This is a genomic window from Ancylobacter sp. TS-1 (genome assembly GCF_009223885.1).
Lineage (GTDB): Bacteria > Pseudomonadota > Alphaproteobacteria > Rhizobiales > Xanthobacteraceae > Ancylobacter.
In genome coordinates this window covers 2651000-2675334 of record NZ_CP045144.1, presented here as the reverse complement: position 1 = coordinate 2675334, position 24335 = coordinate 2651000, and the positions used below count along the sequence as shown (strand labels likewise).

Below are 24335 nucleotides of genomic sequence, written 5' to 3'. Positions count from 1 at the left end.
CCGTGCTTTCGCAAACGAAAGGGATGGGAACAGACCGCAAGAGGCGTGCCACCGGCATCCGGGTGCCCACATGCGCGTGGGCGCCACGTCGCGCGTCGGCAGGCGGGCCGTGCGAGCCCGTGCGGCGGCTGGATTTGCGTGCGGCGGCCGGGTGAGGGCGCCCCGACCCGCTGGCGGGCGGGAGGCGGCGCCGGCGTCTCAGATCAGCGACATCTGTCGCAGCCGGCGGCGAGACGCCGGGCCGGAAACCGCTGCGTTTCCCGCATTCCCGGCACTGGCACGCGACTTGCGCAAGCGGCTCCAACGCGGCCGGAGGGTCGCGACGTGGAGTTCGTCATGATCGATCCAGCCGATTTCAAACAGGGCATGCGGCGCCTCGCCGCCGGCGTGTCCGTGATCACTACCCTCGACGAGGGCCAGCCGCACGGTTTCGTCGCCACCTCGGTCACCTCGGTGGCCGCCGATCCGACGCCGACCCTGCTCGTCTGCGTGAACCGCAACGTCTCCTGCCACGACGTCATCGACCGCTCGGGCAGCTTCTGCGTCAATCTGCTGGGCGAGCCGGAGCTGGAGCTTGCCAAGGCGTTCTCGTCCTCGGCGCACCGCCATATGCGCTTCAGCACCCATGAGTGGCGCGCGCTGGCGACCGGCGCGCCGGCCCTCGTCGGGGCGCTGGCGAGCTTCGACTGCGAGCTGGCCGAGAAGGTGAGCGTACACAGCCACACCATCTTTCTCGGCCGGGTGGTCGCCATCCACCTGCCGGAAGGGCCGCTGCACCCGCTGATCTATGCCGGCGGGCAGTTCGACACGCTGGGCTCGCGGGTACGGGCGCTGTGAGCGCCCGTACCGTTGCAAACCCGGCCGTTCGGGCAACCGTTCAGGCGGCCTTGCGGTAGCGCGGCGCCGGGGTGGCGACGCCGAGATGGCCGGACATGGTGCGGCGGGCGGCCTCATAGGCGTTCCATTCCTCGCCGTCCTGCAACGGCGGGATGGTGACGACCTCGCCGGCGTCGAAGCCGGTGAGCGCCGCGTCCACCAGATCGGCCGCACTCATCACCCAACCCTCCGGCAGGTTGCCGTGGCCGCCAATGCCGGCGACGTCCCAGAACTCGGTGGCGGTGGCGCCGGGGAGCACGACCTGCACGCGCACGCCCTTGCCGGCCAGTTCATGCTGAAGCGACTGGGTGAAGGCGAGCACATAAGCCTTGCTGGCGCCGTAGACGCCGTTGAGCAGCTCCGGCGCGATCGCCGAGATGGAGGCGATGTTGATGATGGCGCCGTTTCCACGCGCCACGAAGCCGGGCGCGGCGGCATAGGTCAGCCGCGTCAGCGCGGTGACGTTCACGTCGATCATCTCCTGCATGCGCGCGACGTCGGAATCGAGCAGCAGCGCGGCGGAGCCGAAGCCGGCATTGTTGACCAGAAGCGTGATGCCGGCATGCTCGCGCAGCAGCGTCTCCACCTGCGCCAGCCCGTCCGTCCCGCCGAGATCGGCGGCGACCACATTGACCGCGCGGCCGGTGGCGTCGGTGATGCGGCGGGCCACCGCCTGCAGCCGCTCGACATTGCGCGCGACCAGGATGAGGTCGTAGCCGCGCCGGGCCAGACGTTCGGCATAAAGAGCGCCGATGCCGCCCGACGCGCCGGTGATGAGGGCCGTGCCCTTGTGAGTCGTGCTCATGATCGTTCTCCATGTCGCCCGTCATCGGGCGTTGGGAGGACCATAGGCTTGTCGCCGTCTGTCTGAAATGTCATAGATGCGGCGTTTTAGGACATTCGGGAGTACGCCATGCGCCGGATCGGCTTTGTGCTCAGCGAGGGCTACTCGCCGATGGGCTTCGCCGTCAGCACCGCCTTCGAGATGGCCAACATGTCGGCCGTCGCGCGCGGCGAGCCGGCGGCCTATGCGCTCGACTTTCTGTCCGAGCAGGGCGGGCCGGTGCGCACCTCGCAGGGATTCGAGGTGATGACGACCGCGCCAAGCGATGCCCGCTACGATCTCCTGGTGTTTGGCGCCAGCATGGACGAGGCGAGCCCCGCCACCGTCGACTTCGTGCGCCGCGTGGCCGGGCAGGCGCGCCGCCTCGCCGCGCCGTGCCTCGGTGCTTTCGTGCTCGCCGCCGCCGGGCTGCTCGACGGGCGGCGCGTCACCACCCACTGGGTGCGCGCGCGCGAATTGCAGCAGCGCTACCCCGCGGTGAAGGTGGAGGAAGACCGCATCTTCATCGCCGACGGCCATGTCTGGACCTCGGCCGGCATGAGCGCCGGCATCGACCTTGCGCTTGCCCTGATCGAGGAGGATCTCGGCATGGAGGCGGCGCGCGCGGTGGCGCGCAAGCTGGTGCTGTACCATCGCCGGGCGGGCGGGCAGTCGCAGTTCTCCTCGCTGCTGGAACTGGAGCCGACCTCCGACCGCATCCAGAAGGTGCTCACCTTCGCGCGGCGGAACCTTGCGGGCCGGCTCGGCGTCGAGGACCTCGCAGGGGTGGCGAACCTGTCGCCGCGCCAGTTCAGCCGTGCCTTCCACGCCGAGACCGGCCAGTCGCCGGCCAAGGCGGTGGAGAACCTGCGGCTGGAGGTGGCCCGGGCGCTGATGGAGGACACCGGCCATTCCATCGACGCGGTGGCGCGCGAGACCGGCTTCGCCGACCGCGACCGCATGCGCCGCGCCTTCCTGCGCGCCTTCGGCCAGCCGCCGCAGGTGATCCGCCGGCAGGCGCGGGGACGAGCCTTTCTTCCCGAAAGCGAGATGGAGGACGCCTGAGCGTGGCTTCAGCCGGCGCCGGGCGTGCGGTAGGCCTTCAGCGCGGCGGCGAGGCGCACGGCGAAGCGGGCCGAGGCGACGGGGAGCGAGCGCCCGCGCATCTGGCCGAGAAACAGGTTGCCGACCGGCAGGTCGCGCGCCGCGATGGGGCGGAACACCAGCGAGCCGTCGCCGGGATCGCGCAGGCCGATGGGAATCTGGAAGCCCACCGCGCGCTCGTGCAGCACGTAGTGGCGGATCAGCTCGAAGCTCTCGGTCTCGACGATCGGGGCGACCCGGCGCGAGCCCTTGCGGGCGGCAAAGTCGAGCAGATGGCGCACGCCGAACTTGGCCGCCGGCGCTACATGCGGGCCGTCGAGGCAGTCGCGCAGCCGCAATTCGGCCTGCGCGGCCAGCGGATGGTCGGCGGCCATCACCGCATGCACCGGCTGCGGCACCATCTCGATCACCTCGAAGTCGACGAGATAGATGGGCTCGAACACCAGGGCGATGTCGCTGGCATAGGAGGCAAGCTCGGCCTCGGCTTCGGCACGGTCGCGCACCTTCACGCTGAAGGTCACGCCGGGATGGTCGGCGCGGTAGGCGGCGATCTGCTCGGGCAGGAAATAGGGCAGCAGGGCCTGCGAGCAGGCCATCGAGATATGGCCGCGCCGCTCGCCCGAGAGGTCCGCCACCTGTCCCTGCACGCGGGCAAGGTCGGACAGGGTGGCGCGATAGTGCTGGAGCAGCAGTTCGCCCGCTGGGTTGAGCCGGACGCCGCCGGGCAGGCGCTCGAACAGCTCGACGCCGAACTCGGCCTCGAAGCGCCTGATGCGGCGGTTGAGCGCCGAGGCGGTGATGTTGGCGTCCTCGGCCGCGCGGCGCATGGAGCCGGCGCGGGCCACCGCTTCGATCAGGCGCAGCGAATAGAGGTGGCGCATCGCGGCATTCCCAGGAGCGGTGCATTTTGTGCAACGCATCGGTGAATTCATAGCAGTTTTCGCGAACGGGGTCAGACGGGCAGGATGGACGGCGTTCAGCAGAACACGGGCCCGCCTTTCCTCGCCCGTCTCCCCTCGATCACTCGCGCCCCAGGCTTCGCCATGCTCGCCGACCTCGCCTTCACGCTGGAGTCCCTGCGCGCCGCCTATGCGCGCGGCGTCACCCCCGAGGCGGTGGTCGAGGAGGCGTTCCGCCGGCTCGACGCGCTGGCCGATCCCGGCATCTTTCTCTACGAGGCCCGCCATGCCGCGCTCGGCGAGGCGCGCGCCCTCGGCACACCTGACGGGCGCCCGCTCTGGGGCATTCCCTATGCGGTGAAAGACAATATCGACGTGGCGCGCATGCCGACCACGGCGGCCTGCCCGGACTTTATCCATGTCGCGGAATCGGATGCCGGCGTCGTCGCCCGGTTGCGCGCGGCCGGCGCGATCTGCCTGGGAAAGACCAATCTCGACCAGTTCGCCACCGGCCTGGTGGGCGTGCGCACGCCCTATCCGGTGCCGCGCAACGCGGTCGATCCGGCGCTGGTGCCCGGCGGCTCCTCCTCCGGCTCGGCGGTGGCGGTGGCGCAGGGGCTGGTCGCCTTTTCGCTCGGCACCGACACGGCGGGCTCGGGCCGCGTGCCGGCCGCCTTCAACGACATTGTCGGGCTGAAGCCGACACTGGGCGCGCTGTCCTCGACCGGCATGGTGCCGGCCTGCCGCACGCTCGATACCGTCTCGCTCTTCGCCGCCAGCGTCACGGAGGCGTGGGAACTGTTCGAACTGGCCGCCGGCTATGACGCCGCCGACCCGTGGTCGCGCCCGCTGCCACGCCAGCGCCTCTCGCCGCTGCCGCCCCCGGTCGAGGTCGCCGCGCCGGACGCGGCGAGCCTGCGCACCTTCGGCGACACCGCGCAGGCGGGTCATTTCGAGGCCACGCTGGAAAAACTGGCGGCGCGGGGGGCCCGGGTCCGCCGCATCGACTTCTCGCCCTTCTACGCGGTGGCCGCGATGCTCTATGCCGGGCCGTGGGTCGCCGAGCGCCTCGCCGCCGTCGGCGACCGGCTCGCCCGCGCGCCGGAGACGCTGCATCCGACGACCCGCGCCATTCTCGCCGGCGGCGCCGGCCTCAGTGCGGTCGACGCGTTTCGCGGCCTCTACCGGCTGCGGGAACTGAAGCGCCGGTGCGAGGAGGCGCTGGGCGCGGTGTCGCTCGTCTGCGTGCCGACCATGCCGTGCTTCGTCACGCTGGACGAGATCGCCGCCGATCCGTTCGGTCCGAATGCCCGGCTTGGCACCTATACCAACTTCGTCAATCTGCTGGACATGTGCGGCATCGCCGTGCCGACCGGCCCGCGCGCGGATGGCCGCCCGGGCAGCCTGACCGTGCTGGCGCGCGCGGGCGAGGATGCCCGCGCCGCCGCGCTGGCCCTCCTCGTCGAGCGCGGCGGCAGCGCGGCACCCGTGATGGCCACCGAGGCGGGCCCGGACGAAATCGCGCTCGCCGTGTGCGGGGCGCATATGTCGGGACTGCCGCTGAACCATGAGCTTGTCATGCGCGGTGGGCGCTTTCTGCGCGGTGTGCGCACCGCGCCGGCCTACCGGCTCTACGCGCTGCCCGGCGGCCCGCCGGCCCGGCCGGGGCTGGTGCGCGCCGCGGAGGGAGGCGCCGCCATCGAGGTCGAGATCTGGTCGCTGCCGCGCGCGGCGTTCGGCGACTTCATCGCCGGCGTTCCGGCCCCGCTCACCATCGGAACGGTGGTGCTGGAGGACGCCAGCGCGGTGAAGGGCTTTCTGTGCGAAGCGCATGTAATGGCAGGGGCGCGCGACATCACCGGCGGGGGCGGCTGGCGCGCCGCGCTCGCGGCTGCGCCCTGACCGGCGTTCAGCGCAGCGGCTCCATCAGCTCGGCGATGCGCGCGCCGACGGCGGCGAAGGAGTGGTTGCGCCGGAGAAGCCGGTAGCCGGCCTGCGCCCGGCGCGCGGCGGCGGCGGGGTCGTCGTGGATGTCGCGCAGCATCTGGGCGGCGTGGGCGATGTTGGGCTCGGCCCAGTGGCTGCCGTCCGCACCCGGATAGGCGCCGGGGGGCACCGGCACGGTGCGGTATTCGACGGGATAGCCGGTCTCTGGCGTGATGAAATCGCGGGTTCCGCCGAAATCGGTGGTGACGACCGCCTTGCCGCGGGCGAGCGCCTCGGCATTGCCGAGCCCGAAGCCCTCCGAGCGATGCAGCGACAGGAACACGTCGCAGGCCTGCGTCAGCGCCGCCATCTCGTCGCGGGAGACGGTGTCGTCGACGACGGTGATGCGGGGGTCCTGTGCCGCGAGCCGGGCCAGATCGGCGCGGGCCTGCGGGCCCGACCTGCCGCGCGTCTTGACCAGCAGCCGCGCCTCCTCGCGCCCGGTCGGAAAGGCCAGCCGGAACGCCGCGATGGCCGCCTGCGGGTTCTTCCGCACCATGGCCGATTCATAGTCGAAGAAGGTCAGGATGCGGAGCGGACCGCGAAAATCCGGCGGCGCGGGCGCCTCTTCCGGCAACGCCACGGGCTGCGGCACGAGATGGACCGGGCGCGTCTGCGAGGCGACCAGCACGTCGCGCACGAAGGTGGTCGGCGCCCAGCAGGCGTCGAAACGGTCGAAGGCCGGCCCCAACTCCTCGGGCGTCTTCGGCAGTTCCCAGAACGTGTAGTGGATGTTGGTGCGGCCCCGGCAGAGCCGCTCGGCCATCTCGGGCAGGTCGAGCGCGCCGGAAACCGTGAGCGTCGCCGCGTGGCGCGCCGGCTGCCCGATGCGCGCGTCGAGCGAGCGGTCGGCGTCGCGGCCGGGGAGCCAGATGTCGATCGGGCTGGTCGGCAGCCCGGCCGCGTCGACGGCACGGACGATCAGGCGGGCGGCCTCGCCCAGCCCGATCTCGGCGCGCAGATAGCCGACGACGTCGAGTCCGAACGGCAGCCGCCCTCCGTGCAGCCAGCAGGGCGTCACCGCATCGGGCGGACAATTGGCCCGCACGCGCAGCACTCTGCGCATCCGGCCGATGAGACCTAGTTTCGCCATCGGGACTCGCCTGGCGGGATCGTCGAGACTGCGTTCGGCCCCCCCACAGCCGGCGCGGCAGGAGTGCGGGGCATCAGCCCTTCGCACCCTGCCCGCGCGCATAGACGTCTTCGTAGCGCACGATGTCGTCCTCGCCGAGATAGGTGCCGGTCTGCACCTCGATGAGCACCATCGGCACCTTGCCGGGATTTTCCATCCGGTGCACCGCGCCCAGCGGCACGTAGACGGACTGGTTCTCGGCCACCAGTTGCACCTCGTCGTTCACCGTCACCCGCGCCGTGCCGGAGACCACGATCCAGTGCTCGGCGCGGTGGAAATGGCTTTGCAGCGACAGTGCGGCGCCGGGATGGACGACGATGCGCTTCACCTGGAAGCGCTCGCCGAGCGCCAGCGTCTCGAACCAGCCCCAGGGCCGGTGGTCGCGGGCGAAGTGCTCGGCCTGCCGCGCGCCCTTGGCCTTCAGCGCGGACACCGCCTGCTTGACCTCCTGCGCCCGGCTGCGGTCGGCCACCAGCACCGCGTCGGGCATGGCGACGACCAGCAGGTCCTTCAGGCCGATGCCGACCAGTTCGAGCCCCTCGGCCTCCGAGCGCAGCAGCGTGTCGGCGCAGTCGATCGCCGTCACCGGACCGAAGGCGGCGACGCCGTCGGCATCGGGATGGCCCTCGCGCAGCACGGAGGCCCAGTCGCCCAGATCCGACCATGCGCCGTCGAAGGGCACGACATCCAGATTGGAGGCCCGCTCCATGATGGCGTAGTCGACCGAAATCTCCTCCGCCCGCTGCCAGGGATCGGGCGCCAGCCGCAGGAAGCCGAGATCGGCGCCCGCCTCCTCGACCGCCTGCTTCACCGGCGCCAGCATCGCCGGCGCGTGCGCCTGGAAGGCGGACAGGGCGGTGCGCACGGTCATCAGGAAGATGCCGGCATTCCACAGGTAGCGTCCGTCGGCGAGCATGGCGGCGGCGCGGTCGGCGGGCGGCTTCTCGACGAAGCGCCTGAGCGCGACGGCGGAGGGGGCGCCGCCTTCCGGCAGATGCTCAAGCTCCAGCCAGCCATAGCCGGTTTCGGGCCGGGTCGGGCGGATGCCGAAGGTGACGATCCGGTCCCGCGCAGCGGCGGCCAGCCCGGCTTCGACCACGGCGCCGAAGGTATCGCGGTCGGGCATCACCTGGTCGGACGGGATCACCAGCAGCGCCGCCTCCGGGTCGCGCGCCGCCAGATACTGCACGGCGGCGAGGATGGCGGGGGCGGTGTTGCGCGGGCTCGGCTCGATGAGGATGGCGCCCGGCTCGATCCCAGCCTCGGCGAGCTGCTCCGTCACGATGAAGCGGAAATCGGAATTGGTGATGATGATCGGCGGGCGGATGTTGGGGCCGCTGGTCCGCCGCGCCGCCGCCTGGAAGAGCGTCTCGCCTTCGCCGAGCTTCACGAACTGCTTCGGGAAGCTCTTGCGCGACAGCGGCCAGAGCCGCGTGCCGGAGCCGCCGCACAGGATGACGGGGTACAGATTGGAGACGCTCACGGGGGCGATTCGCTGCCTGGAGGAAGGTATGGCGAGGCTACCCTGCCGCGCCGCAATGGAAAAGCGAGGAGCCCGAATTGGCTTGACCGGGCTCTGTCGCCGGGGTTAGCGGCAGGATGCGGCTTTTCCGGGACTGCGCCATGCTTACCTGCTTCAAGGCCTATGACATTCGCGGACGCCTCGGCGCCGAACTGAACGAGGACATCGCCCGCCGGATCGGGCGCGCCTTCGTCGAGGCTCTCTCCGCCCGGCGCGTGGTGATCGGGCGCGACTGCCGCGCCTCCTCGCAGGCGCTGGCGGATGCCTGCATCGAGGGCCTGCTCGCCGGGGGCGTGGAGGTGCTCGATCTCGGCCTGTGCGGCACCGAGGAAATGTACTTCGCCGTGACCCATTTCGCGGCCGATGGCGGCATCGAGGTGACGGCCTCGCACAACCCGATGGACTATAACGGCATGAAGCTGGTGCGGGCGGGCTCGGCCCCGCTCGACACGGCGACCGGGCTTGCCGCCGTGCAGGCGCTGGCGGAAGGCCCGGAGCCCGCGCCCCGGCCGGGCGGCTCGGTGCGCCCGGCCACTGGCGCCCGCGCCGCCTATGTCGAGCGCGTGCTCTCCTTCGTCGACCTCGCGCGGCTGCGCCCGCTGACCATTCTGGTGAACGCCGGCAACGGCGCCGCCGGCCCGACCTTCGACGCCATTGCCGCCGCGCTGGAATCGCGCGGGGCGCCGCTGCGCTTCGTGCGGCTGCATCACGAGCCGGACGGGACGTTCCCGAACGGCATTCCCAACCCGCTGCTGCCGGAGAACCAGCCGGTCACCGGCGAGGCGGTGGTGGCGGCCGGCGCCGATATGGGCGTCGCCTGGGACGGCGATTTCGACCGCTGCTTCCTGTTCGACCAGTCCGGCCGCTTCATTCCCGGCGAGTACATTGTCGGCCTGCTGGCGGCGGTGTTCCTGTCCAAGGAGCCGGGCGCCACCATCGTCCACGATCCGCGCGTGGTGTGGAACACGCAGGATGTGGTGGTGGGCGCCGGCGGGCACGCCGTGCAGGCGCGCACCGGCCACGCCTTCCTCAAGCAGGCGCTGCGCGACACCGGCGCGGTCTATGGCGGCGAGATGTCGGCGCACCATTATTTCCGCGACTTCATGGCCTGCGATTCCGGCATGATTCCCTGGCTGCTGGTGGCCGAGCTGATGGGCCGCACCGGGGAGAGTCTGTCCGAGCTGGTCTCCGAGCGCATGGCGGCCTTCCCTTCCTCGGGCGAGATCAATTTCCGCCTCGACGATCCCGGCGCCGCCATCGCCCGCGTCGAGGCGGCGTTCGCCGGGCAGGGGCCGGCGCGCGACGAGACCGACGGCATCTCGCTGGCCTTCGCCGACTGGCGGCTGAACCTGCGCCGCTCCAACACCGAGCCGCTGCTGCGCCTGAATGTGGAGGCGCGCGGCGACGGGGGCGAGATCGGGCGCCGGGTGGCGGAGCTGACCGGGCTGATCCGGGCCGGCTAGCCGCCGCCTTCCCCCGGCTCCCTGCGCGCCACCACGCGGTCCGGCCACGGGTTGCGCCCGTCGCGCAGCCAGATCAGCGTGTCCAGCCAGAAGCCGGCGGCGTGGCTGTCGTGGAACAGGCTGAAATGGCCGAGCGCGTCGCGTCCGTAATCGGCCGGGTCGATCTCGACCTGGGTGCGCGCGGCGCCGGCATAGTAGGCAAGGGCGCGGGACAGCGCCGGCACCGTGCCGAAGGGGTCGTCCGAGACACCGACGGCGAGGATCGGCGCGCGCACATGGGCCATGCGCTCGACGACCGCCGCCCGCTCGGCGCGCGGATGGCTGGTCTCGAAACGGGGCCCGCGAAAGGCCCATTCGCGGGCGACGCCGGCCGGCAGGTCTTCCAGCCATCCGAGCCGCCGACCCGGGAAATAGCCGAACAGCGCGGTCGCCGCCGGCATGGCGAGGTGCCAGCGGGCGAGCAGGCCGAGCCGGTGGCCGGGCGCGTAGTCCGCCCACCACGCATATTGCGCGCCGACGGTGAGCATGCGGTCGATGCGGTGCCCGGCCGGCGCGAGGCCGGGCAGGAAGCCGCCAATGCTGTGCCCCACCACGGCGAGCGGCCCGGGCCGCGCCCGCCCGGCGAGTACGCGCAGCGCGGCGTCGACGTCGCGCTCGCCCCAGTCGCGCCAGCGATAGCGGCATCCGCGCATCCGCGCCGGCCGCGAGGCGCCGATGCCGCGATAGTCATAGGTCAGCACGTCGAAGCCGTGGCCGGCGAGGAAGCGCGCATAGCGGTGGTAATAGCGCGCCAGCACGCCGGTCGCCGGATTGACCAGCACCGCCCCGTTGCCCGCCGCGTGTCCGGCGCCGGGCCAGAAATGGCCGCCGAGCACGACGCCGTCGCCGCAGGCGATCTCGATCGTCTCGGGTGTGATCGCGACCATGCTCCTCTCCCGGTCCTGCCGGGCCGCCGCCCGGACGACCCTGCATAGGGCGGCGCGGCGTTGCTGTATATTCACTGGTCAGTATACCTTGGCCGGATGGAGACCGTCCCCGCACCGACGCGCGAGCGCATCCTTCAGGCGGCCGGGAGGCTGTTCCACGGCGAGGGCATCCGCGCCGTCAGCGTGGACGCGGTGGCGGCGAAGGCCGGCGTCACCAAGCGCACGCTATATTATCATTTTCGCAGCAAGGACGACCTGATCGCCGCCTCCCTGGAGCGGCGCGACCAGCCGAACCTCGCCTGGTTCCAGCGCCACTACGCGCAGGCCGAGGGCGACGTCGCCGCCCGTATCGAGGCGCTGTTCGGCGCTCTGGCGGCCGCGGCCCTCAGCGCGCGCTGGAAGGGCTGCGGCTTCCTGCGCACCTCGGTCGAATTGGTGAACCTGCCCGGCCATCCCGCGATGCGCGCCGCGCGCGCCCACAAGCGGCGGGTGGAGGACTGGCTGTGCGCGCTGTTCGCCGGCTCCGGGGCGCCGGAGGACCTTGATCTCGCGGCCGCCCGCGAACTGGCGCGGCAGGTGATGCTGCTGATCGACGGCGCCTTCGCCGTGGTGCTGCTCAATCGCGACGCCAGCTACATGCACAGCGCCGGCCGTGCCGCCGCGGTGCTGGTGCGCGCGGCGCTGGGTTCCGGGCGAGGGACGGCGGACTGAGCCTGCCCCCGCAAACGCGATCGGCCCGGTCTTGCGACCGGGCCGAGGGACCACCGTCCGCGCCGGGGGGTGCGCGGGGCGAGGGTGCGGGATATCAGCTGCAGGCTGTCGCCCGCAAAATGTCACCGGGTCGTGCGGGCGTTGCCCTCGACCTGCTCGCGAATGGCGGTCGCGGCATTGTCGGTGGCGACGGCGGCGTTGCGGCCCTCGAACACGACAGTCTTGGACGGCTGGTAGGAATAGGTGGCCGCCTCGGCGGAAGCCGCGCCCATGGCGACGGTGGCCGACAGGATGGCGAGCGCGATGATCTTGTTCATGACAGTTCTCCTGGGATCGCCGGGACCGGGGGGGTGTCCCGTCGTGTTTCCAAGCTAGGGGGCGGCGCGGCGGGCCGAAATCATCCCGAGGCGTGGCCGGATGACGACTTGGGCTGGTTGACTCATATCTTCGGTTAGGTGCGGCGCCGATGGCGGCCGGTTGCGTATTCGGCCACCTTCAAACGTGACGCTGCGGAATGAAAAGACGCGGGAGCACCGGCGCGTCCCAATGGCATGCCGCCGATGGGGCGGTGCGGCCCGGCGCTCCGCCGGGCGACAGGCGAGGGCCCGGCCATGCCGCGCGAGGTGACGTCGAACAAGGTGACGTCGAACAAGATGACGTCGAACACGTTCAGCCGCACGCCCGCGACGGCGATCTGCCTTGGCGCGATGGTGCTCTCCCTGCTGGCCGCGCCCGCGCAGGCCGGCGCGGCGTCCGACTTCTACGCGGTCGCCCCCTCCGAGATCGCCGGGCCGCCCGGCACCCTCCTTCGCGCCGAGCCGGTCGCCCCGCCCGGGGGCGCGGCGGCGGCCTACCGCATTCTCTACCGTTCGCGCGGGGCCGCCGGCCAGCCGGTCGTCGTCTCCGGCGTCGTCGCCGCGCCGCCGGCCGGCGCCGGGCCGCACCCGGTCGTCACATGGGGCCACGGCACCACCGGCATCGCGCCGGTCTGCGCGCCGTCGCGCTTCCCCCAGCGCGACTTCGCCCGGATCGCCGGGCTGGGGAGCCTGCTGGCCGATGGCGACGTGGTGGTCGCCACCGACTATCAGGGCCTCGGCGCCGGCCGCGAGCATCCCTATCTCGTCGGCGCCAGCGAGGCGCATGCGATGATCGACGCGGTGCGTGCCGCGCGGGCGCTGCCCGGCCTGCGGGCCGGCCGCCGCTTCGCCAGCTGGGGCTTCTCGGAAGGCGGGCAGGCGGCGCTGTTCACCGGGGCGGTGGCGCGCAGCTACGCCCCCGAGCTTCGGCTGGAGGGCGTCGCCGCCGTCTCCGCGCCGACCGAGCTGCGCCGGCTTCTCAATGGCGACATCGGCTCGCTGGCCGGGCAGGTGGTCGCCTCCTTCGCCGCGGTCACCTGGAGCCGCACCTACCGGCTGCCGATCGGCGAGGTGGTGCGCCCGCAGGCGATGCCGACGCTGGAGCACATCGCCTCGCTGTGCAGCTCCGACCTGCCCGAACGGGTGACCCTCGGTCTTGCCGCCGCCGCCTATGCCGGCGAGGGCGGGCTGCTTGTGCCCGGCGCCACGCAGCGCGCCGAATGGCGCCGGCTGATCGCGGCCAATTCGGTGCCGGCGCGGCAAGGCGCGCCGGTCTACCTCGCGCAGGGCGACGCCGACGATCTGGTCGCGCCCGCCGCCACCCGCGATTTCGCCCGCCGCCTGTGCCATGACGGCGTGGCGCTCGACTATCAGGAAGTGCCCTTCGCCGACCATGGCGGCGCCGAGATCGCCAGCGCCGGCGGGGCGACCGGCTGGCTCGCAGCCCGCCTGTCGGGCGCGCGGCCGGTCAGCGATTGCGGGCAGGTGGACACGGCGCGGCGTTAGGACCGCGCGGTGGGGTGGCCGCCGGTCAGCGCCGCCAAGCTCGCAGCCACGCGCGCAGTCCGGCGCGCAGGCGGCGCAGCTGCCCGGCGATCCGCCGTTTCACCGCGTCGAGATGCAGGGTCTCGTAGATGCGCCGCTGCACCGCGCTCGCCGTCACGATCACCCACGCCATCCACGGTATGGTCATGAGCTGGCCGCGCCCGGCGGTGAAGACGCGCTCGATCACCACGAAGCTGACGAGATAGGCGACCAGGAACAGCGCGGTGCCGCGCTTTTCCCAGCCATTGGCGATCCAGATCAGGCCGACGAATTTCAGCGGCTCGACGATGGCGTAGGGAATGGCCAGCAGGGCCAGCACCGCGAAGGGGTGCAGGCGCGCGACCCAGCGCTCGAAGGCCTGCATGATGCGCAGCGCCGCGAGGCGGGCGAGGAGCGGGCGATAGATCGGCCGCACCAGCTCGTCGAGGATGATGACGAGGGCGCAGACCAGCCGGAACAGGAAGGCGGGGACGACCAGCAGCGGGTGGCGCCGGCGCGCGCCGGAAGAGGGACGGGGAACGAGCATGTCGGCGCGATGATGCACGCGGAATGCGGCGCGGTCATCCGCCGCCGCATGGGAGTCGGCTCAGGCGTCGGCGCCGTTGCGCACGCCGAGCGCCCGGTCGAGGCAGTCGATCATGGCGTTGCCGTCGAAGGGCTTGGCGAGAAAGCCGAAGGCGCCGCCGGCATCGACCTGACGGCGGATGCGCTCCTCGGGAAAGGCGGTGATGAAGATCAGCGGGGTGCGGTCGCCATGGGCGCGCAGGTGGCTCTGAAGCTCGACGCCGCTCATGCCCGGCATCTGCACGTCGGTGATCACGCAATCGGTCTCGCCCCGCAGCGGCGAGGCAAGAAAATCCTCGGCCGAGGCGAAGGTACGCGCGGTGAAGCCGAGCGAGCGGACAAGGCTTTCGGTGGCGGTCCGCACGGACTCGTCGTCATCGATGATCGTGATCATCGGAATGGAGGACACTTCTGGACACCTCGTCTGGAGCTTCCGGAGCGGCGCTGCGCTGTCGGGTTGCGCCAGATATAGACCCGAGCCGCCCTTCTTCGAATTATACGCAGGTTTGTCGAATTATCTCTTTGAGCTGGAAAGACCCAACGTTTCGGCCATCCGCACCAGATCGGCGAGCGACTGGGCGCCCATTTTGCGCATCACATGGCCGCGGTGGATCTTCACCGTGATCTCGCTCAGGCCGACCTCGGCGGCGACCTGCTTGTTCATCAGGCCCGAGGTGACGAGCGCCATCACCTGCTTCTCGCGCGGGCTCAGCGTCTCGTAGAGCGCCTGCACGCCGGAGACCGCCTTGTGCGCCTCGCGCCGCTCGCGGTCGACGGCGATGGCGGTGGCCACCGCGTCGAGCATGTCCTGGTCGCGGAACGGCTTGGTGAGGAAGTCGACCGCCCCCGCCTTCATCGCCCGCACGGTCATCGGGATATCGCCGTGGCCGGTCATGAAGATGATCGGCATGTCGATGTCGAGCCGGGCGAGCTGGCTCTGGAAATCGAGGCCGCTGACGCCCGGCAGGCGGATGTCGAGCACGAGGCAGCGCGGCACGTCCGCCAGCTTCTGCGCGGTCAGCTCGGCCGTCGAGGCAAAGAGCTGCACCTGCAGCCCGACCGAGCGGAACAGGCTGGAGAGCGCCTCCCGCAACCCCGCATCGTCGTCGACGACGATGACGAGCGGGTCGGCGGGCGGCGCGGGCGGACGGGCGGGCGCTCGGCTGATCACGACACTCTTTCCTTCGGCAGGTGGCTCTTTGTCGGTTCGTCCCCGGACGCCGGAAGCGCGACCGTGAACAGCATGCCGCCCTGATCGGCGCGGGCGGCGGCGATGCGGCCGCCATGCGCCTCGATGATCGAGCGTGAAATGGAAAGCCCCATGCCCATGCCATCCTTCTTGGTGCTGTAGAAGGCGTTGAAAAGCTTGGGAAGGCTCTCGGCGTCGACACCCGGCCCGCTGTCGCGCACCTCGACGACGACGCAGCCCCCGTCCGGGCGGGGCTCGAGGCGCGTGGCGATCCAGAGCTGCCGGCGCTCCGCACGGATGGCGGCCATCGCCTGCACGGCGTTGAGCATCAGGTTGAGCACCACCTGCTGAAGCTGCACGCGGTCGCCGAGAACCGGCGGCAGCGTGTCGGCGAGCGCCAGATCGAGCGCCACATGCTGCCCGGTGCGCTCGCTCTCGATCAGCGGCAGCACCTCGTCGATCACCTCGTTGACGTGGACCGGGAATTTCTCCGGCTCGTCGCGCCGGGCGAGCGAGCGCAGACGTGCGACGACGTCGCTGGCGCGCCGTCCATTGGCGATCATGCGCTCGACCGAGGCGCGCGCCTCGCCGACATCGGGTTCGGCGCGGCCGAGCCAGCGCAGGCACGCCTCGCCATTCGTCACCACTGCCGCCAGCGGCTGGTTGACCTCGTGGGCGATGGAGGCGGTAAGCTCGCCCATGGTGGTGACGCGGGTGACATGGGCCAGTTCCGCCCGGGTCTGGTTGAGCGCGTTCTCGGCCTTCTTGTGCTCGCTGATGTCGCTGTTGGTCTCCATCGCCGCCAGCGGGCGGCCCTTCTCGTCGCGCTGGAGCGACCAACGGCTCATCACCGTGACCTGCTCGCCGCTTTTGCGGGTGTGGACGAGCTCGCCCTCCCAGCGGCCGGTGGCGAACAGTTCGGAACGGATGTCGGCGAGCGGCTCGGGGAAGACGGTCTTCAGCAGGGCGCTGGCCGGCTGGCCGACGGCTTCCTGGCGCGTCCAGCCATAGAGCCGCTCGGCGCCGTGGCTCCAGTAGAGCACGGTGTCGGAGGTGTCGCGCACGAAAATGCCGTCATGGGTGAGATCCAGAAGGTCCGCCTGCGAACGCAGCGACTGGGTGGCGATCTGGTTCTCCAGGCACAGCAGCGTCGTCACCGTGATGGCGGAGATCGACACCAGCGCGCGCATGGTCGAGCCGATGTCGACGTCGTCGGCATGCATGATGACGAAGCTGAGGACGGTGAGGCCGACGCACAGGCCGGCGATGACCAGCAGGCTGCGGCGGTCGGAATAGGTCGCCGAGAGCAGCACCACGACCACGTAGAGGACCGCGATCGCCATATCGAGCGAGGAGAAGGTGTCGATCATGAAGATCGCCGCCGCAAGCAGGGCGGCGATGACCGGCATGAACCACCGGCTTGACGGCCTCTCGTCCACGTTGGCGCCTTTCGAGATGAACATCGTCTCCCCCGTGCCGGGCAGGCTCCGCCGGCGTTTCCGGACGGCGTTACTCTAGGCGAGCACGGGCGAGGGCGCGAGATTGCCGGCGGGAGACGGCGCGGTCTTTCCCCCGTGCCGTGCGATGGCGGAATCGCACGGCGCCGGTAGGGGCTCAGGCCGGCCGGCGGGTGAGGGCGACGGCGGCCGCGGCGACGAGAAGCACGCTGCCGAGCACGGCAAAGGTGTCGGAGAATCCCATGATCAGCGCCTGCTGGTGCACCAGCTGGCCGAGCTGTATCTGCGCCTGGTGATAGGCGCTCGCAGGGTCCGTCATGCCGTGGCTCATGAAGTAGTGCTGCATGTCGGTCAGGTAGGCGCGCACCGTCCCGCCATAGGGCGTGACCGACTGGCCGATGATGTTGGAATGGAACTGCTCGCGCTTGGTGATGATGGTGGCGAGGATCGCCGTGCCGATGGCGCCGCCCAGGCTGCGCATCATGTTGAACAGCCCCGACGCCTGGCCGGAGAATTCCGCCGGCATGCCGGACATGGTGATGTTGGCGAGCGGCGAGAGCACGATGGCCTGGCCGAACGCGCGCACGATGTTGGTGGTCATGAGCTGGTCGCCGCCATCGTCGAAGCTCAGATGGGTGTTCATGAAGCAGCTCGCCGCGAAGATGGCGAGGCCGATCATCACCATAAGCCGCGCGTCGATGCGCTTCATCAGCGCCGGCACGAAGGGGATGATGAGGAGCTGCGGCAGTCCCACCCAGCCGAGAACCGCGCCGATCTGCTGCGCGCTGTAGCCCTGCACCGCGTCGAGATAGGTCGGCAGCACATAGACCGAGCCGAACAGCGCGAAGCCGACGATGGTGTTGGCGAGGATGCCGAGCGCGAAGTTGCGCCGCGCCAGCAGGCGAAGCTGGATGATCGGCTTTTCCACCCGGAACTCGATGACGATGAAGACGGCGAGGCACACCGCCGCGATGACCGACAGCCGCACGATGAGCGGCGAGCCGAACCAGTCGTCCTTGTTGCCCTCGTCGAGCACGGTCTGCAGGCAGGCGAGGCCGACCGCCATGAAGGCGATGCCCCACCAGTCGCCCTCGCGCAGCAGGGAGAGCCGCATCGGGCTCCGCTCCAGCGTCGGCATGAGCAGCCCCAGCATCGCCGCGCCGGGAACGAGGTTGATGAAGAAGATGGTGGGCCAGCCATATTGCTCGGTGAGATAGCCGCCGACGGTCGGGCCGATGGCCGGGCCGAAGGTGGCGGTGAGCGCGAAGGCGGCGAGCCCGATGGGTCGCTGGTGCGCCGGCAGCCGGGTGAGCACGCTGGTGAAGGCGAGCGGGATGAGGCAGCCGCCGAAGAAACCCTGCAGCCCGCGCGAGGCGATCATCTGGTTCAGATTGGTGGCGAAGGCGCAGGCGATCGAGAAGACGAGGAACAGGCTGGTCGCGGCGAGGATGAAGCGGCGGAAGCCGAACACCCGCGTGAAGTAGTCGGTCAGCGGGATCATGATGATCTCGCCGATCAGATAGGAGGTGGAGATCCAGGTGCCGTTGTCGGAGCCTGTGCCGATGCCGCCCTCGATCTGCGGCAGCGAGGAATTGGTGATCTGGATGTCCAGTACCGCGATCAGGGCGCCGAGCAAGCAGCCGCACACGGCGATCCAGGTGGCGAGGCTGGCGCCCTGCGGGCGGGCAGCGGGCACCGGCAAGGCGCCGGGGGGGAGGGCGACGGCATTGGCCATGGCGGGGCTCCTCAGCGTGCCGTGCCGGCGGGGGCGCCGTCGACGCGGATGGTTGTCGTCACCGACATGCCGGGGCGCAGGCGGCCGGCGAGCGGATCGGTGGGGTCGATGTCGACCCGCACCGGGATGCGCTGGACGATCTTGGTGAAGTTGCCGGTGGCGTTGTCGGGCGGCAGCAGGGCGAATTCCTGCCCGCTCGCCGGGGCGAGGCTGGTGACGAAGCCACGCACGCCGACGCCGGGGAAGGTGTCGACCGAGACGGTCACAGGCTGGCCCGGCTGAACGTCGGTGAGCTGCGTCTCCTTGTAGTTGGCGATGATGTAGGTCGCCTGCAGCGGCACCACGGCGAGGAGCTGGTTGCCGGGCTCGACGAACTGGCCGACCCGCAGCGTGCGGGCGCCCACCACGCCGTCGACCGGCGCGCGCAGCACGGTGTAGCCGAGGTTCAGCCGCGCGGTGTCGAGCGCCGCCTCGTTATGGCCAAGGGTCGCGCGCGCCTCGGCAAGCTGGGCGGTAAGCGTCGCCACCTGCTTCTGCGCGGCGTCGAGCGCGGCGGTGTCGCGCGCCAGCACGGCCTGCGCCTGGCCGATCTGCGACACGGTCTGCTGGGCCGTCTCAATCGGCCCGTAGCCGTCCTTGGCCAGCTTGGCGAAGCGCTCGTTGTTCTGCTGCGCGAAGGTGAGGGCGGCCTGGTCGGACTCGATCTGCGCCTTTGCCTCGGCGATGAGCGCCTGCTGCTCGTCGATCTGCGCGGCGTGGTCGTCGATGGTGGCGCGGGCCTGCGCCACGTCGGCGCTCGCCTGGTCGACCGCCGCCTGATAGTCGCGCGGATCGATGGTAGCGAGGACGTCGCCCTTGTGTACGGCCTGGTTGTCGGTGACGTTGACCGTGGTCAGGTAGCCCGAGACCTGCGGCGCGATCGTAACGACATCCGCCTGCACATAGGCGTCGTCCGTCGACACCTCGAAGCGCCACGTCGTCCAGTATTCATAGCCGGCAAATGACAGCGCGGATATGAGCGCGAGCGCCCCGACGCCGATCAGGACGCGGCGCCGCAGCCGGCCGGCGGTGTGGGCGGCGGGCGTCCCGGCCGGGGGCGCGGCGGCAAGACGATCAGTGGCAAGGGGCGGGGTGGAGAGCGGCAGGTCGGCCGGAGGCGTCGCCAACGGGCGGGCATCCAGCTTGGCCGGGTCTGTGGCTGCGTTCATGGCGTCGCTCCAGCGTTCGGGTGATGTTCACCGAAAGCTGCGCCGCCCCCACCGGCGGGTCTTTCCCCTCGCCACGCGGCTTTCTCAAACGCACCCGCGTCGCCGGCCCCGACCATACCAAAGTATGGACCGTGCAAACTCATCATATAGGGCGCCAAACCCACGTAGAATGGAGGCATTTCCCCCGGTCGATAGTCTTCATTCCATCACCAGGCGCTGCCCGGACGGGCCGCCGGAGAAGGTGCTCAGCCCTCCCGGGCCGACCTCTTCCCCACGCAATGTCCGGCCCCGCCTCCCGCTTCGAGGACGATGGAGTCCAGGCCATGTCGATTCACGTTTCGCCGACCGCAAGCCGTTTCCAGTCGCGCCGTGCCGACGCGCCGGTTTCCACCTATTCCCTCGCCGGCCTTGCCGCCCCCGCCCGCCGACCCGCCCCGTCCGATCTGCCGGACGACGGCTTCTCGGTGCGCCTCGGCCATATGGGCGTCGTGGTCGCCATCGGTACCGCCTCGGCGGCGACCCCCGATTTCGCCTTTGGCGACGAGGCCGAGACGATCCGCCTCGAGGTCACGCCGGACGGCATGGGCCGCTGCGCCGGGCTGCTTTCCGGCCATGGCCGGGACACGGGCACACACGCCGCCGACCCGGTGGTCCGCCGCCTGTCGCGGGCTCTCGAGGCGGCCGAGCATGAGGGCCGCGAATTCGGCGGGCTCTATGCCGACGCGCTGCGCCTCGCCATCGTCACCCGCCTGCTCAGCACGCCGGACCTTGGCGGCGCGCAGACGCAGGACGCCCCCCGCGCCGACGAAATCGGCCGGATCGAGGCTCCCACCGAGACCCCGGCCACCGCGCCGCGCCGGCCCAAATCCGGCCTGCCCAAGTGGCGGTTCAAGCGTGTCACCGCCTATATCGAGGAGAATATCGGCGAGAGCGTCACGCTGGCCGGCATGGCCGCCGCCGCCGGTCTCAGCCGCATGCACTTCGCCGCCCAGTTCCGCGTCGCCACCGGCATGCGCCCGCACGAATTCCTGCTGCGCCGCCGCGTCGAGCGCGCCCAGCAGATGCTGCTGGAAACCCGCGATCCGCTGGTGGAGATCGCGCTCGCGGTCGGCTTCCAGACCCAGGCGCACTTCACCACCGTGTTCCGTCGTTTCGTGGGCGACACCCCCTATCAGTGGCGCTGCGCCAACCGCGCCCGCAACTGACCGCTGCGCCGACCTTCTCTTCCTTCCCCCAGGCTCTTTCCCCGGAGCCCCACTTGACCCCGGCTCTCGCGAGCCGGGGTCTTTTTCTTGCGCGCGGCGCTCAGCCCCGCTCGCCGGCGGGACCGCGCCCGGCGCGCAGCGAGGCCATGCTGGGCAGCACGCCGTCGCGAAACACCAGGCCATGGGCGAGCGCGGCGGCAAGGTGGAGCAGGAAGACGGCGAACAGCGCGAAGGCCAGCACCGTGTGGGTCTCCCTCAGCCACGCATAGGCCATGGCGTTCTGCGGCAGGATCGGCGGCAGGGTGAGCGTGCCGTAGAGCACCACGGGGTAGCGCGCCGCCGACAGCATCGCCCAGCCGACCAGCGGCACGGCGAACATCAGAGCATAGAGCGCGACATGGGAGGCATGCGCGGCCAGCCGCATCGGCGCCGGCATGTCGGCCGGCAGCGGCGGGGGCGGGTTGATCAGCCGGTTGGCCAGACGCACCGCCACCAGCGCCAGTATGGCGATGCCGAGCGGCCGGTGGATGGACAGCAGCCAGTGATAATCGGCCAGCGACGACACCATGCCGATGCCGATGAACAGCATGGCGAGGATCATCGCCGCCATCAGCCAGTGCAGAAGGCGCGAGAGAAGCGGAAAGCGTAGCGTGCTCATGGTCAGCCTCCCGTGGAAGGGTTGGGGGTGTCGGCGGGCGAGGGGGGCGGCACCGCGACCTCGCTCGGCGACTTCTCCTCGCCGGCGCGGCGGGTGAAGGAGACGGAATAGGCGGCCGAGCGGGCGCTCAGCAGCGGATCGTCCGAGGGCGCTATCCCGTCCGGCAGCACCAGCGGGTCGTAATTGATGTCGCGGCAATTGCCGGGGCCCTCGGCCTCGGCGTGGTCGAGGGTGAGCGTGCCGGCATCGATCTGCTCGCGCCCCGACGGCCAGGGCAGGGTCGCGTCGCCGGTCGGATCGCCGCTCTCGCCCACCGTCACGACGAGGTGGTAGCGCAGCGGACCCGCCGCCAGCCGGGCCAGCAGGTCGTCGAAGAGGTAGTCGGGATCGCGCGCCGCGCCGGGTTGCGGTGCCTGCGCCACATAGGGATCGACCGCGACCATCGACCAGCGCACCGGCGTCGAGCGGCCGGCCGCGTCAAGGAAGCGGAAGGCGTCGAGCCCGTTATAGCTGGCATTGGCGAAGCCGGTGGAGAAGGGCCGTGCGTGGATGAGATCGAGCGCCCGCACCGTCTCGGGATGGGCACCGAGAAACGCCTTCATGCGGGCGGGATCCGGCTTGCCGGTCGCCGGATCGGGGGCGGAGGCCGCCAGCAGGCCGTAGAAGCCTTCCGGCGTCCGGACCGGAAAGACCGGAATGTCGTTCATGCCGGTGCGCCACTCCTGCCCGTCGGGGGTGCGAAAGCTCAGCGCGAGGCTGCGCACCTCGGTCTCGTTGTCGGGCAGGAAGGGCTTGCCGATACCGACCGCGAAGCGGCCGACGACCGGGGTCGTGCCGGGCGCGAACACACGGGCGCGGGAGAGGCGGGCGCCCGCGCCATTGCTCTCGAAGGTGCCGGTCACGCACACGCCCTTGGCGTGGTTGCGCCGGAAGCCGGGATGCACGCCGTTGACCGCCTCGAAGCGGTCGATGATGCGCGCCTGCGTCAGCCGGCCGGGCGACAGGAAGCCGCCCGTATAGGCGAAGGCGCCGGCCACCGTGGCCAGCACGAGGCCGGTGGCACCGAGGCCGGCGAGGGTGCGCGGTCCCGGCGGCCATAGCCGGTAGCGCGAAGGTGCGGGGTCTTGAGGGGTCATCGGGTCGATCTCCTGCGTCAGAGGTCGCGCCCGGAACCTGGCGCCGGGCGCCGATCGTCGCATCATGGCGGTGGCGCGATCACGACGGAACAGGAGAGGAGCGAGGCCCGGCGCGGTCTACCGGCTTCGAACGGCCGGCCTTCGGGCAGCCGGCCTTTCAGATACGGCTCAGCCTTGTCAGATGCGGCGCAGCCGCGTGCGCGCGATCAGCAGCGCCAGCAGCGTCGCCGCCACGCAGGCGAGCGCGGCGTAGTCGACCGCCCGCCCGAACGCGGCATGGGCGGCGTCGAGCAGCGGCCGGGCGACCGCTTCGGGGAGTTTCGCCGACGCGATCACGGCGGCATCCAGGGTGCGCTGCGCCGGGCCGAGCAGATCGGTCGGAAACCCGGCGGGGGCGACGGCCTGCATGGCGACGCGGTAGCTGGCCGCCACCAGGCTGCCCAGCACCGCGATGCCGAGCGCGCCGCCGAACTCGAAGCTGGTCTCCGACACCGCCGAGGCGGCGCCCGCCCGCTCGGGCGGGGCGAGGCGCATCACGAGGTCGGTGGTGATGGTGCCGACGGGGGCGAGGCCGAGGCAGATCAGCGGGATGGCCCCCATCAGCACCGGCAGCGGCGCGCCGGCATCGAGCCGGGTCAGCAGCGCGAAGCCGAGCGTGGCGAGGACGAGGCCGACCGAGAGCACGTCGACCGGCCGCCAGCGCCGCACCAGCGCCGGGGTCGCCATCGATCCGATGGCGAAGCAGACCCCGGAGGGAGCCGTCCACAGGCCGGCTTCCATCGGGCTCATGCCGAGCACGAGCTGGAGATATTGCGAGATGAACACGAAGATGCCCATGGCGCCGAGCATGGCCGTGACGTTGATCGCCAGCGCGGCGCCGAGGCCGGGCTGGCGGAACAGGACGAGGTCGATCATCGGGTCGGCGAGCCGCTTCTGGCGGGCGACGAACAGGGCGCCGACGACGAACCCGAGCGCGATGGCCGCGAACGCCTCGACGCCGGGGCCGTGCTCGGCGACGTGCTTCATGCCGTAGATCAGCGCCAGCGCGGCGAGGATCGACTGCGCGGCGCTGAGGATGTCGAGCCGGCCGGCGCTCTCGTCACGGAATTCCGGCAGCAGCAGCGGCCCGACGACGAGAAGGCCGAGCATCACCGGAATCGCGGCGAGGAACACGGCCGGCCACGAGAAATAGGTGAGAATCACCCCGCCCACCAGCGGGCCGAGCGCCGCGCCGGAGGAGAAGCAGGCGATCCACACGCCGATGGCGAAGGTGCGCTCGCGGTCGTCGAGGAAGATGTTGCGGATCAGCGAGAGCGTCGAGGGCGCCAGCGTCGCCCCGGCGATGCCGAGCAGGGCGCGGGCGAGGATGAGCTGTTCGGCGCTGCGTGCCAGCGCCGCCAGCCCGGAGGCGCAGGCAAAGGCCGCCGCGCCGATCAGCAGCAGCCGGCGGCGGCCGACGCGATCACCGAGCGTGCCCATCAGCATCAGCGTGCCGGCGACCATGAAGCCGTAAATGTCGATGATCCAGAGCAGCTGCGAGGCCGAGGGCGACAGGTCGAGCGCGAGCTGGGGAACCGCGAGGTTCAGGACCGTCAGGTCCATCGCATAGACGAGGCAGGGCAGCGCGATGACGGCGAGCGCCAGCCAGTCGCGCGGGGTCGCGCGGACGGAGCGGGTCGTCGCCGTGTCCATGATGCCTTGCCTCTCCTGCGCCGGTCGTCCGGCCCCGCCGTGACGCGGGGGAGGGCTGGATAACCCATGCCGGGACGCGGGGCGAGTCCGGTGACCGAAGGGGCCCGCGATTCGGCCGGGGTTCGCGGTATGAGGGTAGAGCGTCTGC

At 71.2% G+C, this 24335-nt stretch carries 22 protein-coding genes; 7 read left to right on the top strand and 15 right to left on the bottom strand.

What is annotated here, in order from left to right:
- Nucleotides 1-336 precede the first annotated feature (336 nt).
- Entirely contained in the window at nucleotides 337-837 is a 501-nt protein-coding gene (locus tag GBB76_RS12575; RefSeq protein ID WP_152303618.1) for a flavin reductase family protein, read from the top strand.
- A 40-nt stretch (nucleotides 838-877) separates the two neighbouring features.
- Here the strand turns inward: GBB76_RS12575 and GBB76_RS12570 are convergent, their stop codons facing one another.
- Nucleotides 878-1681, bottom strand: a complete 804-nt coding sequence (locus GBB76_RS12570; RefSeq protein ID WP_152303617.1) for an SDR family oxidoreductase — start codon at nucleotides 1679-1681, stop codon at nucleotides 878-880.
- 108 nt (nucleotides 1682-1789) lie between these two features.
- Between GBB76_RS12570 and GBB76_RS12565 the strand changes: the two genes are divergently transcribed.
- Nucleotides 1790-2764, top strand: coding sequence for a GlxA family transcriptional regulator (locus GBB76_RS12565; protein ID WP_152303616.1), 975 nt, complete (start codon nucleotides 1790-1792; stop codon nucleotides 2762-2764).
- A gap of 8 nt (nucleotides 2765-2772) precedes the next feature.
- On the opposite strand, the gene GBB76_RS12560 is transcribed toward GBB76_RS12565, so the two are convergent.
- A complete protein-coding gene (locus tag GBB76_RS12560) occupies nucleotides 2773-3684 on the bottom strand; it encodes a LysR family transcriptional regulator (protein ID WP_152303615.1) in 912 nt (303 codons plus the stop codon).
- Between the two features lie 162 nt (nucleotides 3685-3846).
- Between GBB76_RS12560 and atzF the strand changes: the two genes are divergently transcribed.
- On the top strand, nucleotides 3847-5604 hold the full coding sequence (gene atzF, locus GBB76_RS12555) for an allophanate hydrolase (protein ID WP_152303614.1): 1758 nt from the start codon (nucleotides 3847-3849) through the stop codon (nucleotides 5602-5604).
- A gap of 7 nt (nucleotides 5605-5611) precedes the next feature.
- Here atzF and GBB76_RS12550 read toward each other — a convergent pair whose 3' ends face one another.
- Together GBB76_RS12550 and GBB76_RS12545 are read right to left on the bottom strand one after the other, a co-directional pair.
- The gene (locus tag GBB76_RS12550) at nucleotides 5612-6781 is read right to left on the bottom strand and encodes a glycosyltransferase (RefSeq protein WP_152303613.1); all 1170 of its coding nucleotides are present in this window, start codon (nucleotides 6779-6781) and stop codon (nucleotides 5612-5614) included.
- 73 nt (nucleotides 6782-6854) lie between these two features.
- On the bottom strand, nucleotides 6855-8303 hold the full coding sequence (locus GBB76_RS12545) for a mannose-1-phosphate guanylyltransferase/mannose-6-phosphate isomerase (RefSeq protein WP_152303612.1): 1449 nt from the start codon (nucleotides 8301-8303) through the stop codon (nucleotides 6855-6857).
- Between the two features lie 140 nt (nucleotides 8304-8443).
- Here GBB76_RS12545 and GBB76_RS12540 point away from each other — a divergent pair, with 140 nt between their 5' ends.
- Nucleotides 8444-9805, top strand: a complete 1362-nt coding sequence (locus GBB76_RS12540; protein WP_152303611.1) for a phosphomannomutase — start codon at nucleotides 8444-8446, stop codon at nucleotides 9803-9805.
- Here GBB76_RS12540 and GBB76_RS12535 read toward each other — a convergent pair.
- On the bottom strand, nucleotides 9802-10731 hold the full coding sequence (locus GBB76_RS12535) for an alpha/beta fold hydrolase (protein ID WP_152303610.1): 930 nt from the start codon (nucleotides 10729-10731) through the stop codon (nucleotides 9802-9804). The genes GBB76_RS12540 and GBB76_RS12535 overlap by 4 nt on opposite strands.
- A 96-nt stretch (nucleotides 10732-10827) precedes the next feature.
- Between GBB76_RS12535 and GBB76_RS12530 the strand changes: the two genes are divergently transcribed.
- Nucleotides 10828-11442, top strand: coding sequence for a TetR/AcrR family transcriptional regulator (locus GBB76_RS12530; protein WP_152303609.1), 615 nt, complete (start codon nucleotides 10828-10830; stop codon nucleotides 11440-11442).
- 122 nt (nucleotides 11443-11564) lie between these two features.
- Here GBB76_RS12530 and GBB76_RS12525 read toward each other — a convergent pair whose 3' ends face one another.
- On the bottom strand, nucleotides 11565-11759 hold the full coding sequence (locus tag GBB76_RS12525; RefSeq protein ID WP_152303608.1) for a hypothetical protein: 195 nt from the start codon (nucleotides 11757-11759) through the stop codon (nucleotides 11565-11567).
- A gap of 294 nt (nucleotides 11760-12053) precedes the next feature.
- Here GBB76_RS12525 and GBB76_RS12520 point away from each other — a divergent pair, with 294 nt between their 5' ends.
- Nucleotides 12054-13304, top strand: coding sequence for a lipase family protein (locus GBB76_RS12520; RefSeq protein WP_152303607.1), 1251 nt, complete (start codon nucleotides 12054-12056; stop codon nucleotides 13302-13304).
- A 25-nt stretch (nucleotides 13305-13329) separates the two neighbouring features.
- On the opposite strand, the gene GBB76_RS12515 is transcribed toward GBB76_RS12520, so the two are convergent.
- The 6 genes from GBB76_RS12515 to GBB76_RS12490 all read right to left on the bottom strand — a co-directional run bounded on the left by GBB76_RS12515 (nucleotide 13330) and on the right by GBB76_RS12490 (nucleotide 19496).
- Nucleotides 13330-13869, bottom strand: coding sequence for a hypothetical protein (locus GBB76_RS12515; protein WP_202911097.1), 540 nt, complete (start codon nucleotides 13867-13869; stop codon nucleotides 13330-13332).
- A 60-nt stretch (nucleotides 13870-13929) separates the two neighbouring features.
- Nucleotides 13930-14301 carry a response regulator transcription factor gene (locus GBB76_RS12510; RefSeq protein WP_152303606.1) on the bottom strand — a complete coding sequence of 124 codons (372 nt, stop codon included), beginning with the start codon at nucleotides 14299-14301 and terminating at the stop codon, nucleotides 13930-13932.
- 120 nt (nucleotides 14302-14421) lie between these two features.
- Nucleotides 14422-15078: a response regulator transcription factor gene (locus GBB76_RS12505; RefSeq protein WP_152303605.1), complete on the bottom strand. Its 657-nt coding sequence runs from the start codon at nucleotides 15076-15078 to the stop codon at nucleotides 14422-14424.
- Nucleotides 15075-16559 carry a nitrogen regulation protein NR(II) gene (locus GBB76_RS12500; RefSeq protein WP_152303604.1) on the bottom strand — a complete coding sequence of 495 codons (1485 nt, stop codon included), beginning with the start codon at nucleotides 16557-16559 and terminating at the stop codon, nucleotides 15075-15077. Before GBB76_RS12500 ends, GBB76_RS12505 begins: the two co-directional genes overlap by 4 nt.
- Before the next feature lie 151 nt (nucleotides 16560-16710).
- On the bottom strand, nucleotides 16711-18288 hold the full coding sequence (locus tag GBB76_RS12495) for a DHA2 family efflux MFS transporter permease subunit (RefSeq protein ID WP_152303603.1): 1578 nt from the start codon (nucleotides 18286-18288) through the stop codon (nucleotides 16711-16713).
- Between the two features lie 11 nt (nucleotides 18289-18299).
- Nucleotides 18300-19496 carry an HlyD family secretion protein gene (locus GBB76_RS12490; protein WP_152303602.1) on the bottom strand — a complete coding sequence of 399 codons (1197 nt, stop codon included), beginning with the start codon at nucleotides 19494-19496 and terminating at the stop codon, nucleotides 18300-18302.
- A 323-nt stretch (nucleotides 19497-19819) separates the two neighbouring features.
- On the opposite strand from GBB76_RS12490, the gene GBB76_RS12485 reads away from it, so the two are divergent.
- Nucleotides 19820-20701, top strand: coding sequence for a helix-turn-helix domain-containing protein (locus tag GBB76_RS12485; RefSeq protein ID WP_162375581.1), 882 nt, complete (start codon nucleotides 19820-19822; stop codon nucleotides 20699-20701).
- A 100-nt stretch (nucleotides 20702-20801) separates the two neighbouring features.
- Here the strand turns inward: GBB76_RS12485 and GBB76_RS12480 are convergent, their stop codons facing one another.
- The 3 genes from GBB76_RS12480 to GBB76_RS12470 all read right to left on the bottom strand — a co-directional run bounded on the left by GBB76_RS12480 (nucleotide 20802) and on the right by GBB76_RS12470 (nucleotide 24187).
- Nucleotides 20802-21365 (bottom strand): cytochrome b, encoded by a 564-nt coding sequence (locus GBB76_RS12480; protein ID WP_152304866.1) that lies wholly within the window; start codon nucleotides 21363-21365, stop codon nucleotides 20802-20804.
- On the bottom strand, nucleotides 21362-22495 hold the full coding sequence (locus GBB76_RS12475) for a catalase family peroxidase (RefSeq protein WP_152303600.1): 1134 nt from the start codon (nucleotides 22493-22495) through the stop codon (nucleotides 21362-21364). Before GBB76_RS12475 ends, GBB76_RS12480 begins: the two co-directional genes overlap by 4 nt.
- A 177-nt stretch (nucleotides 22496-22672) precedes the next feature.
- A complete protein-coding gene (locus GBB76_RS12470; protein WP_152303599.1) occupies nucleotides 22673-24187 on the bottom strand; it encodes an MFS transporter in 1515 nt (504 codons plus the stop codon).
- Nucleotides 24188-24335: the final 148 nt, after the last annotated feature.

What these genes read in the sequence shown, in the direction of transcription:
- GBB76_RS12575 (WP_152303618.1), top strand. Translation starts at nt 337, where the DNA reads ATGATCGATCCAGCCGATTTCAAACAGGGCATGCGGCGCCTCGCCGCC.
- GBB76_RS12570 (WP_152303617.1), bottom strand. Translation starts at nt 1,681, where the DNA reads ATGAGCACGACTCACAAGGGCACGGCCCTCATCACCGGCGCGTCGGGC.
- GBB76_RS12565 (WP_152303616.1), top strand. Translation starts at nt 1,790, where the DNA reads ATGCGCCGGATCGGCTTTGTGCTCAGCGAGGGCTACTCGCCGATGGGC.
- GBB76_RS12560 (WP_152303615.1), bottom strand. Translation starts at nt 3,684, where the DNA reads ATGCGCCACCTCTATTCGCTGCGCCTGATCGAAGCGGTGGCCCGCGCC.
- atzF (WP_152303614.1), top strand. Translation starts at nt 3,847, where the DNA reads ATGCTCGCCGACCTCGCCTTCACGCTGGAGTCCCTGCGCGCCGCCTAT.
- GBB76_RS12550 (WP_152303613.1), bottom strand. Translation starts at nt 6,781, where the DNA reads ATGGCGAAACTAGGTCTCATCGGCCGGATGCGCAGAGTGCTGCGCGTG.
- GBB76_RS12540 (WP_152303611.1), top strand. Translation starts at nt 8,444, where the DNA reads ATGCTTACCTGCTTCAAGGCCTATGACATTCGCGGACGCCTCGGCGCC.
- GBB76_RS12535 (WP_152303610.1), bottom strand. Translation starts at nt 10,731, where the DNA reads ATGGTCGCGATCACACCCGAGACGATCGAGATCGCCTGCGGCGACGGC.
- GBB76_RS12530 (WP_152303609.1), top strand. Translation starts at nt 10,828, where the DNA reads ATGGAGACCGTCCCCGCACCGACGCGCGAGCGCATCCTTCAGGCGGCC.
- GBB76_RS12525 (WP_152303608.1), bottom strand. Translation starts at nt 11,759, where the DNA reads ATGAACAAGATCATCGCGCTCGCCATCCTGTCGGCCACCGTCGCCATG.
- GBB76_RS12520 (WP_152303607.1), top strand. Translation starts at nt 12,054, where the DNA reads ATGCCGCGCGAGGTGACGTCGAACAAGGTGACGTCGAACAAGATGACG.
- GBB76_RS12515 (WP_202911097.1), bottom strand. Translation starts at nt 13,869, where the DNA reads ATGCTCGTTCCCCGTCCCTCTTCCGGCGCGCGCCGGCGCCACCCGCTG.
- GBB76_RS12510 (WP_152303606.1), bottom strand. Translation starts at nt 14,301, where the DNA reads ATGATCACGATCATCGATGACGACGAGTCCGTGCGGACCGCCACCGAA.
- GBB76_RS12500 (WP_152303604.1), bottom strand. Translation starts at nt 16,559, where the DNA reads ATGTTCATCTCGAAAGGCGCCAACGTGGACGAGAGGCCGTCAAGCCGG.
- GBB76_RS12495 (WP_152303603.1), bottom strand. Translation starts at nt 18,288, where the DNA reads ATGGCCAATGCCGTCGCCCTCCCCCCCGGCGCCTTGCCGGTGCCCGCT.
- GBB76_RS12490 (WP_152303602.1), bottom strand. Translation starts at nt 19,496, where the DNA reads ATGAACGCAGCCACAGACCCGGCCAAGCTGGATGCCCGCCCGTTGGCG.
- GBB76_RS12485 (WP_162375581.1), top strand. Translation starts at nt 19,820, where the DNA reads ATGTCGATTCACGTTTCGCCGACCGCAAGCCGTTTCCAGTCGCGCCGT.
- GBB76_RS12475 (WP_152303600.1), bottom strand. Translation starts at nt 22,495, where the DNA reads ATGACCCCTCAAGACCCCGCACCTTCGCGCTACCGGCTATGGCCGCCG.
- GBB76_RS12470 (WP_152303599.1), bottom strand. Translation starts at nt 24,187, where the DNA reads ATGGACACGGCGACGACCCGCTCCGTCCGCGCGACCCCGCGCGACTGG.